The sequence below is a fragment of the Nocardiopsis metallicus genome (assembly GCF_014201115.1).
In the GTDB taxonomy this organism is placed as follows: Bacteria; Actinomycetota; Actinomycetes; order Streptosporangiales; family Streptosporangiaceae; genus Nocardiopsis; species Nocardiopsis metallicus.
In genome coordinates, this window is the sequence record NZ_JACHDO010000001.1 from 7,428,905 (window position 1) to 7,443,881 (window position 14,977).

Annotated in this window: 14 protein-coding genes; 11 read left to right on the forward strand and 3 right to left on the reverse strand. The window is 71.3% G+C overall.

Translation table 11 applies throughout. From position 1 onward, the window contains the following. Nucleotides 1–179: 179 nt before the first annotated feature. A complete protein-coding gene (locus tag HNR07_RS32710) occupies nt 180–1,637 on the reverse strand; it encodes a cell wall protein (RefSeq protein WP_184370486.1) in 1,458 nt (485 codons plus the stop codon). A gap of 281 nt (nt 1,638–1,918) precedes the next feature. On the opposite strand from HNR07_RS32710, the gene HNR07_RS32715 reads away from it, so the two are divergent. The 8 genes from HNR07_RS32715 (at nt 1,919) to HNR07_RS32750 (ending at nt 10,853) form a co-directional block, all read left to right on the forward strand. Next, the gene (locus HNR07_RS32715; protein ID WP_184370490.1) at nt 1,919–3,058 is read left to right on the forward strand and encodes a heme/hemin ABC transporter substrate-binding protein; all 1,140 of its coding nucleotides are present in this window, start codon (nt 1,919–1,921) and stop codon (nt 3,056–3,058) included. Continuing rightward, nucleotides 3,055–4,164: a FecCD family ABC transporter permease gene (locus HNR07_RS32720; protein ID WP_184370493.1), complete on the forward strand. Its 1,110-nt coding sequence runs from the start codon at nt 3,055–3,057 to the stop codon at nt 4,162–4,164. Before HNR07_RS32715 ends, HNR07_RS32720 begins: the two co-directional genes overlap by 4 nt. Further along, nucleotides 4,161–5,105 carry a heme ABC transporter ATP-binding protein gene (locus tag HNR07_RS32725; RefSeq protein ID WP_184370496.1) on the forward strand — a complete coding sequence of 315 codons (945 nt, stop codon included), beginning with the start codon at nt 4,161–4,163 and terminating at the stop codon, nt 5,103–5,105. Before HNR07_RS32720 ends, HNR07_RS32725 begins: the two co-directional genes overlap by 4 nt. A gap of 6 nt (nt 5,106–5,111) precedes the next feature. After that, complete coding sequence (locus HNR07_RS32730) at nt 5,112–5,897, forward strand: class E sortase (protein WP_184370499.1); 786 nt, start codon at nt 5,112–5,114, stop codon at nt 5,895–5,897. A gap of 16 nt (nt 5,898–5,913) precedes the next feature. Beyond that, the gene (locus HNR07_RS32735) at nt 5,914–6,198 is read left to right on the forward strand and encodes a hypothetical protein (protein ID WP_184370502.1); all 285 of its coding nucleotides are present in this window, start codon (nt 5,914–5,916) and stop codon (nt 6,196–6,198) included. 260 nt (nt 6,199–6,458) lie between these two features. Further along, the gene (locus tag HNR07_RS32740; RefSeq protein ID WP_184370504.1) at nt 6,459–8,183 is read left to right on the forward strand and encodes a DEAD/DEAH box helicase; all 1,725 of its coding nucleotides are present in this window, start codon (nt 6,459–6,461) and stop codon (nt 8,181–8,183) included. A 124-nt stretch (nt 8,184–8,307) separates the two neighbouring features. Next, on the forward strand, nt 8,308–9,348 hold the full coding sequence (locus HNR07_RS32745; RefSeq protein WP_184370507.1) for a zinc metalloprotease: 1,041 nt from the start codon (nt 8,308–8,310) through the stop codon (nt 9,346–9,348). 497 nt (nt 9,349–9,845) lie between these two features. After that, complete coding sequence (locus HNR07_RS32750; protein ID WP_184370509.1) at nt 9,846–10,853, forward strand: tryptophan--tRNA ligase; 1,008 nt, start codon at nt 9,846–9,848, stop codon at nt 10,851–10,853. Between the two features lie 80 nt (nt 10,854–10,933). Here the strand turns inward: HNR07_RS32750 and HNR07_RS32755 are convergent, their stop codons facing one another. Further along, nucleotides 10,934–11,506, reverse strand: a complete 573-nt coding sequence (locus tag HNR07_RS32755) for a nicotinamidase (RefSeq protein ID WP_184370511.1) — start codon at nt 11,504–11,506, stop codon at nt 10,934–10,936. 45 nt (nt 11,507–11,551) lie between these two features. Continuing rightward, nucleotides 11,552–12,853: a nicotinate phosphoribosyltransferase gene (locus HNR07_RS32760; RefSeq protein ID WP_184370513.1), complete on the reverse strand. Its 1,302-nt coding sequence runs from the start codon at nt 12,851–12,853 to the stop codon at nt 11,552–11,554. Between the two features lie 168 nt (nt 12,854–13,021). On the opposite strand from HNR07_RS32760, the gene HNR07_RS32765 reads away from it, so the two are divergent. From HNR07_RS32765 to HNR07_RS32775, 3 genes are all read left to right on the forward strand, one after another. Next, nucleotides 13,022–13,444: a Mov34/MPN/PAD-1 family protein gene (locus HNR07_RS32765; protein WP_184370516.1), complete on the forward strand. Its 423-nt coding sequence runs from the start codon at nt 13,022–13,024 to the stop codon at nt 13,442–13,444. A gap of 175 nt (nt 13,445–13,619) precedes the next feature. After that, nucleotides 13,620–13,898: a MoaD family protein gene (locus HNR07_RS32770; protein ID WP_017584649.1), complete on the forward strand. Its 279-nt coding sequence runs from the start codon at nt 13,620–13,622 to the stop codon at nt 13,896–13,898. A gap of 7 nt (nt 13,899–13,905) precedes the next feature. Beyond that, nucleotides 13,906–14,853 carry a PLP-dependent cysteine synthase family protein gene (locus tag HNR07_RS32775; protein ID WP_184370519.1) on the forward strand — a complete coding sequence of 316 codons (948 nt, stop codon included), beginning with the start codon at nt 13,906–13,908 and terminating at the stop codon, nt 14,851–14,853. The last annotated feature ends 124 nt before the right edge of the window (nt 14,854–14,977 follow it).

Genomic DNA, 14,977 nt, shown 5'->3' on the forward strand with positions numbered 1-14,977 from the left:
GGGATGGACGGGAGCCGGACCCGGTCGCGCACCGGGGCCGAGCGGGGTGTGGGGCGGCGGCCCCGTGCGGAACGGGAGCGGTGGGGCCGCCGAGGGAGAGCGCGGTCGGAGGGTGCCCAGTGGGCGCCCGGGACGAGGGGACCCGGGACCGGGGCGGATGCGGCTGGTTGAGGGGGTGCCTAGTCCGTGGCGGCCGGGGCCTCGCCGGTGCGGCGGCGTGCGGCGAACATCGCCACGGCGCCGGTCAGGGCGGCCACCGCGGCGGCCAGGACCAGACCGGTCAGGGCCGCGCCGGTGGTGGGCAGGGAGCTGCCGCCGCCCGAACCCGAACCGCCCGCGCTGCTGCCGTTGCCGGAGCCGCCGGAGCCGCTGGAGCTACCGCCGGAACCGCTGCCGGTGCTGTTGTTGCCGGAGTCACCGGAGCCGTTGCCCGAGCCGCTTCCCGAACCGCCTGAACCGCCCGGGCCGGGGTCGCCGGTCTGGCCGCTGAAGGTGACCGGGACGAACTTGTCCTGGCCGCGGTCGCTGGACCGGGTGTGGTCGTTCCGGGTGACCACGGCGCAGTCGGTGGCTGCGGAGAGGCAGTCGGTGTGCTCGTCCGAGGCCTTGACCGTCAGCTCGACGGTGAACCCGCCGTTGGTGCCGCCGCCGGTGTAGGGGGTGGCCAGGCCCTCGCCGTAGGGCGGCGGGTTGCTGGAGATCCAGGCGGAGGCCCCGCCCTCGCCGTCCATGTCCACGCCGCCGATGCAGGGGCTGGGGGCCTGGGTGGCACTGGCGTTGGCGGTGTCGCACAGGGCGACGTAGACGCCCTTGGACGTGTCGTAACCGCTGCCCGTCACGGTGACGCTCTCACCGTCGGGGTTGAGCCCGCTGGTCTTGGAGACCGTCAGCGTCAGGTTGGCCGGGTTCTGCGGCGGCATCTGCGGCGCGGCCTGGGTCTGCGGAGCGTTCGGTGACTGGGGCGGGTTCGTGGTCGGCGGCTGGGCCTGGGGCGCGTTCACCGGGGCGGCGAAGCTCACCGGAACCACGGCGACGACCGGGGCGGCCTGTGCCGGAGCGTTCCGGGGTGCCGCCGGGGCGAGCACGGGCGCGCTGCGGCCGGGGCCCGGGGCGGAGACGACCTCGTCCGGGGAGGGCTCGGCTCGCGCCGTGCTCTCCTCAGGGCCTTCGACCGGGGAGTCGCCCTCGGCCCACCCGCCCCGCTCGGGGGCGGACTCGGAGCCCTCGCCGGATTCGGCGTCGCCGTCCTCTGCCTCGGTCAGGACGATCTCGAAGGGGTCCTCGGTCGCGTCCAGACCGGCCTCGGCGGCGAAGCCGACGCCGGTGTCGAGGTCCACGGTGAAGAGCCCGTCCTCGTCGACCTCGGTCAGGACGGTGTTCTCGGTGTCCAGGACCGCGGACTCGTCGGCGTCCTCGGTGTCGGCCGCCTCGGCGGGCACGGCCCGGGTGGTGACCTGGATCCAGCTGCCGGGGTCGTGTCCGATACCGGAGACCGTGACGGTGTCGCCCTCGGGGTCGAGCCCGTCGGTGCGGTTCACGGTGGTGATGCGGGGGTGGACGGTGTCGTCGACCGGGTCGGCGAACGCCGTCGCGGGGACGGAGGCGGACAGAACCATCGCCGCCGCCACGGCGGCCATTGGTGGGAGAAGCCCACGGAGGGGAACCGCTGCGTGCATCAGGGGCCTTCGCGTTCGTGCGGGTCAGACGGCGTTCCGTCACCCGCGAGACCTGGGGAATGGGTTTAGGTTATGCTTACCTTGGCGAAGTGAGCCTTACCTAACTCGATCCCGCGCCGGAACAGTTGACCACTGAACCGTCAGGATTGTCAAGATGATGACGATCTGTCATATAAAAGGTCGTGTCGCGCCCATGCTCCCCAGCGACGCCCCGGTACACGGATCAACCGAAAGCGACCGCCATGCCCCACGCCGTCCCCCGTCCCCCACTGCGGGGACGTCCCAGACCGGGCCGCAAGGCCGCCACCGCGCTGGCCGCGGTCTGCGCCCTCGCCCTCACGGCCTGTACCGGCGCGGTCGCTCCGGTGGACGAACCCGCTGACGCGGGCATCCCCGAACTCTCCGAGAACCGCCTCCAGGTCCTGGATGAGACCGAAACCCCCCAGCTCCCGGTCACCGTCGACTCGGTGGTCCTGGACCCCTACCGCACCAGCTCGGACCCCCTCGAGTACGAGCAGGTGGAGGTCACCGACACCAGCCGGATCCTGCCCCTCACCGGCGGCCTCGCCGAGATCGTCTTCACCCTCGGCCTCGGCGAGAGCGTGGTCGGCCGCGATGTGGCGGCCACCTTCGACGAGGCCGCCGACCTGCCGGTGATCAGCGAGGGCCACGACGTCTCCGCCGAGTCCGTCCTCGCCCTCCAGCCCACGGTGATCCTCGCCGACACCCAGACCGGTCCCCCCGAGACGATCGAACAGATCCAGGGGAGCGGCATCCCCGTGGTGGTCGTGGAGGAGGCCTGGTCCTTCGACGAGATGTACCCGCGCTTCGAACGCGTCGCCGAGGCGCTCGGAGTCCCCGAGTCCGGCACCCGGCTGGTCGAGCGCACCCGGGAGCAGATGGCCTCGGTCCGCCAGACCTCCGTCGAGGCCAGCGGTTCACCCCTGGTCGCCTTCCTCTACCTTCGCGGTACCGCGGGGGTCTACCTCCTGGGCGGGCGGGGATCCGGCGCCGACGCCATGCTCGCCGAGATCGGCGCCCGCGACGCCGGGGTCGAGATGGGCCTGGACGTGGCCTTCACCCCCATCACCACCGAGGCGCTCATCGAGGCCCAGCCCGACGTCCTGCTGGTGATGACCAAGGGCCTGGAGTCCGTCGGCGGCGTCGAGGGGCTGGTCGAGATCCCCGGCGTCGCCCAGACCCCGGCCGGTCGCAACGGCGCCGTCATCGACTTCGAGGACGGGGTCCTGCTCAACTTCGGCCCCCGTACACCCCAGGTCATCACGGCCATGGCCGAGGAACTCGCGGCCGTCACCGGCGGAGTCGAAAACGCCGAGGGCCCGGACGCCGGGGGCACGGATTCAGAGGACGACACCCCGTGACCGCCCTCTCCGAACGCTCCGCGAGCAGCGGCACCACCACCGAACCCGCCCCGGACAGCGGCGGCCGTGCCCTGCGCCGACTACGCGCCGGACTCCTCCTGGGCGGCCTCACGGTCGCCCTCGTGGCCGTCGCCGTCATCGCCGCCGGGGTCGGCGCCTACCCCATCCCCGCGGGCCAGGTCGCCGCGTCGATCCTGCGGGCCATGGGCCTCGACGTGGGCACCGCCCCGGACCAGATCGCGCACACCGTCCTGTGGGACGTGCGCCTGCCCCGCGTCGTCCTCGCGATCATGGTCGGCGCCGCCCTGGGCAGCGCGGGCGCCATGATGCAGGGCGTCTTCGGCAACCCGCTGGCCGAACCCGGTGTGATCGGTGTCTCCTCCGGGGCCGCCGTCGGCGCCATCGTCGTCATCTTCACCGGACTCACCGTCTTCGGCCACTGGACGATCATCGCCTCGTCCTTCGTTTTCGGCCTGGCCACGACCTTGTTCGTGTACGTCTTCGCGCGCTCGCGCGGCCGCACCGAGGTCGTCACCCTGCTGCTCACCGGGATCGCGGTCAACGCCATCGCCGGGGCCGCGATCGGACTGATGACCAACTTCTCCCAGGACGCCGAGATCCAGACCATCACCTTCTGGCAGCTGGGCAGCGTCTCCACCGCCACCTGGCCCAAGGTCGCCGCGATCGCGCCGTGCCTCTTCCTGGGCCTGCTGGTCATCCCGGTCTACGCCCGCCGCCTGGACCTGCTCGCGCTCGGCGAGGGACCCGCCCGCCACCTGGGCGTGGACGTCGAGCGCATGCGCCTGGCGCTCATCGGCGCGATGGCCCTGCTCACCTCGGCCGCGGTCGCCTTCGCCGGGATCGTCGCCTTCGTCGGCCTGGTCGTCCCGCACATCATCCGCATGATCACCGGGCCCGGCCACCGTGTTCTGCTGCCCGCCTCCGCCCTCGGCGGGGGCCTGCTGCTGCTCGCCGCCGACCTGCTGGCCCGTACCGTCGCCGCCCCGGCCGAGATCCCGCTCGGGGTCGTCACCGCGGCCCTGGGCGGGCCGTTCTTCTTCTACCTGCTGCACCGCACCCGCGCCAAGCAAGGAGGCTGGTCGTGACCGGCACCGCCACCACCCCGGCCGCCTCGCCGTTGCGCCAGCGGCTCCGGCGGCGGTTCAGCACCGCCGTCGCGCCGCTGACCCGGGCGCCGGCCCGCCCCGAACCCGTCGGACCCGGTGCCGAGGTGGTCCGCGCCGAGGGCGTCACCGTCCGCCGGGGCGGACGCGCCCTGCTCGACGGCGTGGACCTCACCGTCCGCGCGGGAGAACTCCTCGCCCTGGTCGGACCCAACGGCGCGGGCAAGTCCACCCTGCTCTCCGCGCTGTCGGGGGACGTTACCGGCGGCCCCGCCAAGGGCGAGCGGGATTCGGGCACGGTGGGCCTGTTCGGCCGCGAGCTGGGGGAGTGGAACCCGCCCGAACTCGCCCTGCGCCGCGCAGTCCTGCCCCAGGAGGCGGCGGTCAGCTTCCCGTTCTCGGTCACCGAACTCGTCGCCATGGGCCGGGCGCCCTGGGCCGGTCTCAGCTCCCCGGCCGAGGACGACGCCCTCACCCGCTCCGCGATGGAACGGGTCGGCGTCACCCACCTGGCCGACCGGCGCTTCCCCACGCTTTCGGGGGGTGAGCGGGCGCGCGTGATGCTCGCCCGGGTCCTGGCCCAGGACACCGGCCTGCTGCTGCTCGACGAACCCACCGCCGCGCTGGACATCCGTCACCAGGAACTTGTGCTTTCCATCGCGCGTACGCTGGCGTCCCACGGTGGGGCGGTTATCGTGGTCCTGCACGATTTGGGGCTTGCGGCCGCGTACGCCCATCGTGTGGCGGTACTCTCCGGAGGACAGGTCGCCGCGCAGGGAACCCCCGCCGACGTGTTCAGTGCGTCGCTCCTCAGCGCTGTGTACCAACACGAGGTCGAAGTCCTGCCGCATCCGCGTACGGGGGTCCCGCTCGTCGTCCCCCTCCGGTCACCCGGGTGCACACGAAAGCGTCCACAGGAGTAGGTCGTATTGGTGTCCACAACTGAACGGCAGTTCCACGATGAGCCCCACCCCTCGGACGAGGACCGGGAGCGGGCCCCCCGGGGCCGACGGCGTCGTGCCCGCAAACCGAGGACGACTCCGGGCGACGTCGTCCGCGGGTTCGTCCGGTTCTTCGGCGAGATCCTCCTGACGGCGGGTCTGCTGATGCTCTTCTACGCCGCCTACGAGGTGTACGGCTCCCAGTGGGAGACCGACCGGGAACAGCAGGGTCTGGCCGACGGCCTGGACGAGGCCTGGGCCGCCGCCGAGGAACGGGGACCGGACTCCGAGCCCCTCCCGGGCAGCGCCGACAGCCGCCTGTACGTCCCGGACCTGGACCTGGACTGGGTAGTCGTCAACGGCACCGAACCCGACGACATCCGCTACAGCCCCGGCCGCTACACCCAGTACGACAGCGCGCCCGGCGAACTCGGCAACTACGGGGTCGCGGCGCACCGCACCCCCGGCCTGTTCTGGGACCTCGACCTGCTGAACGAGGGCGACGTCATGGTGCTGGAGGACGGCGAGAACTTCTACACCTACGAGGTCTTCCGCGAGCAGACCGTCCTGCCCGAGGACTTCTGGGTGGTCACCCCGGACCCCTTCGAGGAGGCCTCCGAGGAGGAGCCCGGCCGGGCCCTGCTCACCCTCACCACCTGTGCCCCCAAGCTGAACAACACGCACCGGCTCATCGTGTGGGCGGAACTGACCGAGACCACGCCCAAGTCCGAGGGCATGCCCGACAGCATCGCGCACATGGCGCCGGACGCGTAGGGGAAGGGACACACGAATGTACGGACTGATCTGGCGCATCCTGCCCGGCCCCTGGGCCTCCAAGTTCATCATGGCGGTGGGCCTGCTGGCAGGTGGAGCCGCGCTGCTGTGGTTCTTCGCCTTCCCGGCGATCTCCCCGCACATGCCGTTCAACGACGGCGCGGTGGACACGACCGGGATCGGCGGCGCCGAGGTACCCGAGGGCGAGGTCGCCCCCGACGCTGTCGATGTGGAGGGGGAGCCTGGGGCCGAGGAGGGCGCCGGGGCGGAAGAGGTGTCGGCGGAAGGCGACGGGGCCTAGAACGGACGTGGCGGACGAGGGCTGAGGTAGGCCTGGAGCAAGGCTTTCGAGACGGTTCTCGAACGACGGCGCGGCGCGGTGCGGCAAGCACCGTGCCGTTTGCCGTCGGGCGAGGCGGCAGCCGGTACCGGGACGGCACGGGCGTGTCCTGCCGGATACGCCCGGGGACGGGCGTTGTGCGCGGCACCACTGCCGGGGCTCCCGGATCGGTCTCCGGCGGCCGCTAACCTCAAGCAGGTGAGCAACGGGGGACGGAACGAATGACGGTGACGCAGACCACGGCGGAGGATCGCCTGAGCGGCCTTCGGGCCTGGCAGCGGGAGGCCTTCGAGGAGTACTTCCGCAGGCAGCCACGCGACTTCCTCGCCGTGGCCACGCCCGGCGCGGGAAAGACCACCTTCGCCCTCACGCTGGCCAGCGAACTCCTCCGGCAGCACGCGGTACGCGCGATCACCATCGTCTGCCCCACCGAGCACCTCAAGAAGCAGTGGGCCGAGGCGGCGGCCCGGTTCGGCATCGCCATCGACCCCGACTTCAAGAACGGGCAGGGCGCCCTCGGCCGCCAGTACATCGGTGTGGCCGTCACCTACGCCCAGGTCGCCGCGCACCCGATGCTGCACCGCAACCGCACCGAAGCGCGCAAGACCCTCGTGATCTTCGACGAGGTCCACCACGCGGGCGACGCCCTGTCCTGGGGCGACGCGGTCCGCGAGTCCTTCGACCCGGCCACGCGCCGCCTGTCGCTGACCGGAACCCCGTTCCGCTCCGACATCAACCCCATCCCGTTCGTGGACTACGTCCAGGACTCCGCGGGGGTGCGCCGCTGCTCCTGGGACTACAGCTACGGCTACGGGCCCGCACTGGAGGACGGCGTGGTGCGCCCGGTCATCTTCATGGCCTACTCCGGTGAGATGCGCTGGCGGACCCGGGCGGGCGACGAGCTCGCGGCCAGACTCGGCGAGCCCCTCACCCAGGACGCGCTCTCCCAGGCCTGGCGGGCCGCCCTGGACCCCAAGGGCGACTGGATCAAGAAGGTCCTGCAGGCCGCCGACCGCCGCCTGACAGAGGTCCGCAAGACCCACGCGGACGCGGGCGGCCTGGTCATCGCCAGCGACCACGAGAACGCCCGCGCCTACTCGCGCATCCTGCGCCAGATCACCGGCAAGGGCGCCACCGTGGTGCTCTCCGACGACCCCACCGCCTCCAAGAAGATCACCCGCTTCTCCAAGAGCGACGACCGGTGGATGGTCGCGGTCCGGATGGTCTCCGAGGGCGTGGACGTGCCCCGCCTGATGGTCGGCGTGTACGCGACCTCCACCAGCACGGCGCTGTTCTTCGCTCAGGCCATCGGCCGCTTCGTGCGCGTGCGCAAACGAGGCGAGGTGGCGTCGGTGTTCCTGCCGTCGGTGCCGACCCTGCTGGAGTACGCGGGGGAGATGGAGCGCGAGCGCGACCACGTCCTGGACAAGCAGCCCTCGGACGACGAGTACCCGGAGGAGGACCTCCTCAAGGAGGCCAACAAGAAGAAGGACACTCCGGACGCGGGGGAGGAGCTCCCCTTCGAGACCATGGAGTCCGCGGCCGAGTTCGACCGCGCGCTCTACGACGGCCTGGAGTACGGCGGCGGCGCGGCCGGTTCCAGCGAGGAGGAGGACTTCCTCGGACTGCCCGGGCTGCTCGACCCGGAACAGGTCTCCCAGCTGTTGCGCAAGCGCAAGGCCGACATCCACGCCAGCCAGCGCAAGGCCAAGGGCAAGGCGGAGCCGGAGGAGGACTCGGGGCCCACCCACGAGGTCCTCGCCGAGCTGCGCAAGGAGCTCAGCAACCTGGTCGGTGCCTGGCACCACCGCACCGGGAAGCCGCACGGGGTGATCCACAACGAACTGCGCCGGGCCTGCGGGGGGCCGCCGGTCGCGCAGGCCAGCCCGTCGCAGATCCGTGAGCGCATCGCCAAGCTGCGTGCCTGGGCCGTGGGCCAGAAGTAGGTTCCGAGGCCGGGGACGGCGGTAGGGCCAAAAGTAGTCACCCGTTGGTCGAATCGGGCAAATACTTAGCAAGACCGCGCAAGGCTCCCAATCACAAAGCAATCGGACAACTACAGTCCGTCAGGTGATTGGACGAAGCCCGCGCGGAGGCTCAGCCGCGACCTGGTCCGGCCTGACCCTGTGCGCACTCGCGCTGACCGGTCTGGTGGCGACCACGCTGCCGGAACCCGCCGACCCCGAGCCCCCGGGGCCCGGAGCGGTGGCCGCGTTCGACGACCACTGCCCTCCCGTGCAGGAGCCCCGGGCGCCCGACAGCGCCGACACGGCGGCCCGGGAGTCGCAGACCCGGGTCGCCGACCCCGGCGCGGGCGCCGCCGAGGGGGTGGAGGTCACCCCGGAGCAGGCCGCCGAGTACGAGGAACAGCTTCGCGAGGCCCTGGTCGCCCAGCGCGGCCGCGAGCTCGCCCCGCCGTACACGGTTCCGGTGGTCGTCCACGTGATCTCCGCCGAGGACGGCCGGGGTGACGTGAGCGACCGGCGGATCCGGGACCAGATCGACGTGCTCAACCGCGCCTACCGGGGGGACTACGCGCGCGGCTCCGAGGGTACCGACACGGGCTTTCGCTTCGAGCTGTCCGCCGTCACCCGCCACGCCGACAACGCCTGGTTCGGCGATTTCAACCGGCACCGCGAGACCATCCGGTCCCGCCTGCGCCAGGGCGGCCCCGAGACCCTGAACGTCTACACCACCGCACTCGACTCCGGGCTGCTCGGCTACTCGACCTTCCCGCAGAGCTACGCGAACCACCCGGCGCAGGACGGCGTGGTCATCGCGTACGACACCCTCCCCGGTGGTGAGCGCGACCGCTTCAACGAGGGCCACACCGGCACCCACGAGGTGGGCCACTGGCTCGGGCTGTTCCACACGTTCCAGAACGGCTGCCAGAGCCCGGGCGACTACGTGGACGACACCCCGTACGAACGTGAGGCCGCGGCGGGCTGCCCCAAGGGCCGGAACTCCTGCCCCCACCTGCCGGGCAAGGACCCCGTCACCAACTTCATGAACTACAGCGACGACCTCTGCATGACCCACTTCACCCAGGGCCAGGCCCGCCGCATGATCGACCACTGGGCCGCGTTCCGCGGCTCCGACGCCCGCGCCTGATCCGAGCGCACGAGTGCGGCGCCCCCGGAACCCCGGGGGCGCCGCCTTCAGCTACCAGGCATCCGTCCCTGTCAGCCTGTCGTCCCGCCGGTCGGCGAGGTCGTCCTGAAGGGTGCGTCCGTGCGGGTAGGCCCGTCGTTCCGCTCCGGTGGGGCTCGCGTTGCACCCGCGTACCCCGGCCCAGGGCCCCGCTGCCTCGGTATCCGTCTCGCTCACGCCTTCATGACGACCGTACGGGCTCGCTGACGTCAGCGAGCCCGGTGCCTCTGCCGGCGCGGCCCTTCGCCAGGACCACGCCGGCCGCGACCATGGCCACGCCCGTGCCGCCGTGCACGGGTTGGCCGCCCTCACCCGGGACCAGCGGATGTGGGAGAGCGAGCGCCAGGCGCGCCTTGGCGCCCTCGTGGAACGCCTGACCGGGTCGGACGGAGGCGGCCGGGCGTGGGGGGCCGGGCGGCGGGCGGGAATCCGGTGGCGGGCGTCGATAGGCTGGACGCATGGCAGCGAGCACCTATCTGACCGGGATCAAGCCCACCGGCGATTTCCACCTGGGCAACTACATCGGCGCGATCAAGCCCGCCCTGGCGGCGGCCGAGGTCTACGACACCTTCTACTTCATCGCGGACTACCACGCGCTCAACATCATCAAGGACGCGGACGAACTCCGTCAGAGCATCCGGTCGGGCGCTGCCACCTGGCTGGCCTGCGGACTCGACCCCGAGCGCACCGTCTTCTACCGGCAGTCCAGCATCCCCGAGACCTTCGAGCTCACCACCATCCTGAGCACCCTCACCCCCAAGGGCCTCATGAACCGCGCGCACGCCTACAAGGCCGCGCGCGACCGCAACAACGAGGCCGGGATCACCGAGCTCGACGCCGGAATCAACATGGGGCTGTACAACTACCCCGTGCTGATGGCCGCGGACATCCTCATCATGGAGGGCCAGCGCGTCCCCGTGGGCCGCGACCAGTCCCAGCACATCGAGTACACCGCAGACATCGCCGGGTACTTCAACCACCGGTACGGCGACAGCTACAGCTTCCCCATCCCCAAGGGCGTCATCGACGACAGCGAAGCGAGCATCCTGCCCGGCACCGACGGCCGCAAGATGAGCAAGTCCTACGACAACCACATCCCGCTCTTCCTGCCGGAGAAGAGGCTCCGCAAGGCCATCAACCGGATCCCCACGGACTCCACCCCGGTCGAGGACCCCAAGAACCCGGACACCTCGATCCCCTTCCAGCTGCTCACGCACTTCGCCGACGCCGACAAGGTGGCCGACGTGCGCAAACGCCTGGAAGCGGGCGGCATGGGCTGGGGCGACCTCAAGAAGGAGCTCTTCGAGGCGGTCAACACCGAACTCGGTCCCAAGCGCGAGCGCTACGAGGAGCTCATGGCCTCCGAGACCGAGCTCGACGACATCCTCGCCTCCGGCCTCGAGCGCGCCCGCGAGCGGGCCCGCCGGGTGCTGACCAACGTCCGCGCGGCCATCGGCATCGACTAGTTCCCGGTTCCCGGGCAAGAGCACGGAGCGGCCGTCACCCCTCGGGTCACGGCCGCTCCGTCGTGCGAGCGGGGTGGGGCTCAGCCGACCAGCGGTTCGCCCGTCAGCTCCACACCCGCCTCGCGCAGCTCGTTCAGGGCCGAGTCCACCGTCGGCCGAGCCACCCCGGCGGTCAGACCCAGCAGCACCCTGGTCCGGAAACCCTCGCCGCTGGCGTCCAGGGCGGTCGCGCGGACGCAGTGGTCGGTGGCGATCCCCACCACGTCCACCTCGTCCACGCCATGCGAACGCAGCCACCCGGCCAGGGTCGTCTCGCCGTCCCCGGCCGTGCCCTCGAAACCGCTGTAGGCCGCCGTGTACTGGCCCTTGCTGAAGACTTCCTCGGCCACGGAGGCGTCGAAGTCGGCGTGGAACTCCGCGCCGACGGTGCCCACCTCGCAGTGCCGGGGCCAGCTGTCCACGAAGTCGGGGTTCTCCGAGAAGTGCGCACCGGGGTCGATGTGGTGGTCGCGGGTGGCCACCACGTGGTCGTAGCCGCCCGTGCGCGCGTGCTCGGTGACGGCGGCCGCGGTACGGGCCCCGCCGTTCACACCCAGGCTCCCTCCCTCGCAGAAGTCGTTCTGTACGTCCACCACGATGAGTGCCCTGGTCATGTCGGCACCTGCCTTCTTCTCAGAGGATGCGGTCTGGTTGGAGTTCTAGTGGAAGACCGTCGGCAACGCGGCGTCGCCCCGGGACATCCGCAGTGCCTGCTCGGGGAGCTCTGCCACGGTCGCACGGTGGCGTGCGCGAGCCTCGTGCACGGTCTCGCGCCCCACCACCTCACCGTCGGCGACCAGCTGCCGCAGCAGCGGGCGGGTCCCGACCGTTTCGGCCGGCTCGTGCGGATAGACCTCCTCGGACACCGCGATCCCCTTGTCGTCCAGCCGCCGCAGGGCCCACTTGCGCCCGCCCCGGCTGGGCTTGCCGACCGAACGCTTGGCGACCGGTTCCAACGGGGCCTGCGGCTCCAGGCCGCGGGCCCGCGCCACCAGCTTGTACACCAGCGACACGGTCGGTGCGCCCGAACCCGTCACCAGGGACGTACCCACTCCGTACCCGTCCACCGGTGCCACCGCCAGGGCCTGGATCGAGTGCTCGTCCAGGTCGCCGGTGACCACGATGCGGGTCTGGGTCGCGCCCAGGGAGTCCAGCTGGGTACGGACCCGGGAGGCGGTCGCCGCGAGGTCGCCGGAGTCGAGCCGGACCGCGCCGAGCTCGGGCCCGGCCAGCTCCACCGCGTGCCGCACCGCGCGCTCGACGTCGTAGGTGTCCACGAGCAGCGTGGTCCCCTCGCCCATGGATTCCAGCTGAGCCTTGAACGCGTGCCGTTCGCTGTCGTGCAGCAGGGTGAAGGCGTGCGCGGCCGTACCGCCGGTCGGTACGTCGAAGCTGCGCCCGGCCTCCAGGTTGGAGGAGGTCGCGAACCCGGCCACGTAGGCGGCGCGGGCCGCGGCCACGGCCGAGCGCTCTTGGGTGCGGCGCGAGCCCATCTCGATCAGGGGGCGGTCGCCCGCGGCCACGGACATCCGGGTGGCGGCGGAGGCGATCGCGCTGTCGTGGTTGTACACGGACAGCGCGAGCGTCTCCAGGATCACGGACTCGGCGAAGGTGCCCTCCACGACCAGGATCGGCGAACCCGGGAAGTAGGCCTCGCCCTCGCCGTAGCCCCACACGTTCCCGGAGAAGCGGTACTCGCAGAGCCAATCCAGTGTGGGTTCGTCCACGACGCCGTGGTCGGACAGGAAGTCCAGTTCCTCGCGGCCGAAGCGGAAGCGCTCCAGCAGGTCCAGGAAACGCCCGGTTCCCGCCACGACCCCGTAGCGGCGGCCCTCGGGCAGGCGTCGGGCGAACATCTCGAACACCGACCGGCGTGCGGCGGCCCCGCTGTGCAGAGCTCCCTGGAGCATCGTCAGTTCGTAGTGATCGGTGAGCAGCGCGCTGCTGCTGTCCTCGCTCATAGGGGCGAGCCTACGTGTTCGGGGCACGGCCGGTGCGGGTGCCCCACCTGCGCCGGGCGGGGCTCGGAGGAGGGCTTTCGGGAGGGCTGTCGGAGTGACCTCCGCCGCATTGCCGTTCATTAATACCCACCTGGTTGGTAGAGAAGAAGTTGTGGGTACCCTGGTCCCATGCTGAGGATCGACCGCTCCATCCACGACCAGATCGTCGCCCACGCGCGCCGCGACCACCCCGACGAGGCCTGTGGTGTCGTCGCGGGCCCGGAGGGTTCCGACCGTCCGGAGCGGGTCATCGAGATGTTGAACGCGGCGCGCTCCCCGACGTTCTACGAGTTCGACTCGACCGAGTACAAGAAGGTCTACGACGAGCTGTGGGACCTGGACGAGGAGTTCGTGGTGATCTACCACTCCCACACCGCGACCGAGGCCTACCCCTCGCGCACCGACATCACCTACGCCCAGTGGCCCCAGGCCCACTACGTCCTCGTGTCCACCCGTGAGGCCGACACCGCCGAGTTCCGCTCCTTCCGCATCATCGACGGCGAGGTCACCGAGGAACCGGTGGAGATCGTCGGGGCCGACGGCGGCCGGTAGGCCAGCACGCCGGTAGGCCGGTAGGCACGCGTGACCGACCGGTCCCGCTGACGACCGGGCAGGACCCCAGCAGGGCTGTTGTCCACGCCACACTCCGGGACGTCCCCGGAATGGGAGTGACGAGGCGCCTGTTGGACATGAACGCACAACAACGACCGTTTACGGAGTCCCCTTCATGGCCATCGAGGTCCGCATCCCCACCATCCTGCGCAACCTGACCGGCGACGCCAAGGTCGTCGAGGGTTCCGGCGACAACATCAGCGCGCTCATCGCCGACCTGGACAGCAACCACCCCGGCATCGCCGAACGCCTGGTGGACGGTGGCAAGCTGCGCCGCTTCATCAACGTCTACCTCAACGACGAGGACGTCCGCTTCGTCGGCGGGCTTGAGGCCAAGCTCTCCGACGGTGACAAGGTGACCATCCTTCCCGCCGTCGCCGGCGGCTCCCGCTAAGGAAGCCATGCGCTACGACTCCCTGCTCGACTCCCTCGGCGGCACGCCGCTGGTCGGCCTGCCCCGGCTCTCGCCCTCGCCGGAGGTCCGGCTGTGGGCGAAGCTGGAGGACCGCAACCCCACCGGCTCGATCAAGGACCGCGCCGCGTTCTTCATGATCGAGCAGGCCGAGAAGGACGGGCTGCTCTCACCGGGGTGCACCATCCTGGAGCCGACGTCGGGGAACACCGGTATCTCGCTGGCCATGGTCGCCAAGCTGCGCGGCTACCGGATGGTGTGCGTCATGCCGGAGAACACCTCCGCCGAGCGCAAGCAGCTGCTCGCCATGTGGGGTGCCGAGGTCCACTACTCCGACGCGGCGGGCGGCTCCAACGAGGCCGTCCGCGTCGCCAAGGAGATGGCTTCGGCCAATCCCGACTGGGTGATGCTGTACCAGTACGGAAACCCGGCCAACGCCCGGGCCCACTACGAGACCACCGGGCCCGAGCTGCTGGCCGACCTGCCGGAGATCACCCATTTCGTGGCGGGGCTCGGCACCACGGGCACCCTCATGGGTGTGGGCCGCTACCTGCGTGAGCAGCGGCCCGGGATCCAGGTCGTCGCCGCCGAACCCCGGTACGGCGAGCTGGTCTACGGGCTGCGCAACCTCGACGAGGGGTTCGTCCCCGAGCTCTACGACGAGTCCGTGCTCACCACGCGCTTCTCGGTGCCCTCGGACGCCGCGCTCAAGCGGACCCGTGAACTCCTGGACAAGGAGGGCATCTTCGCGGGCGTCTCCACGGGCGGTGCCCTGCACGCGGCGCTGGGGGTGGCCCGAAAGGCGGAGCGCGCTGGTGAGCGCGCGGACATCGCGTTCGTCATCGCCGACGCCGGCTGGAAGTACCTCTCCACCGGCGCCTACGAGGGAACCCTCGAGGAGGCGGAGGAGCGCCTGGACGGGCAGCTCTGGGCCTGAGCCGGAGCCTGGCCGCTGAGTACCGGGCCTTGGATCCTGGGCCTTCGAGCCCCGGGCCCGAAGCATCGCGGAGGCCGGTTCCCCACCGGGGAGCTGGCCTCCGTCGTGGTGTGCCCAGCATGGG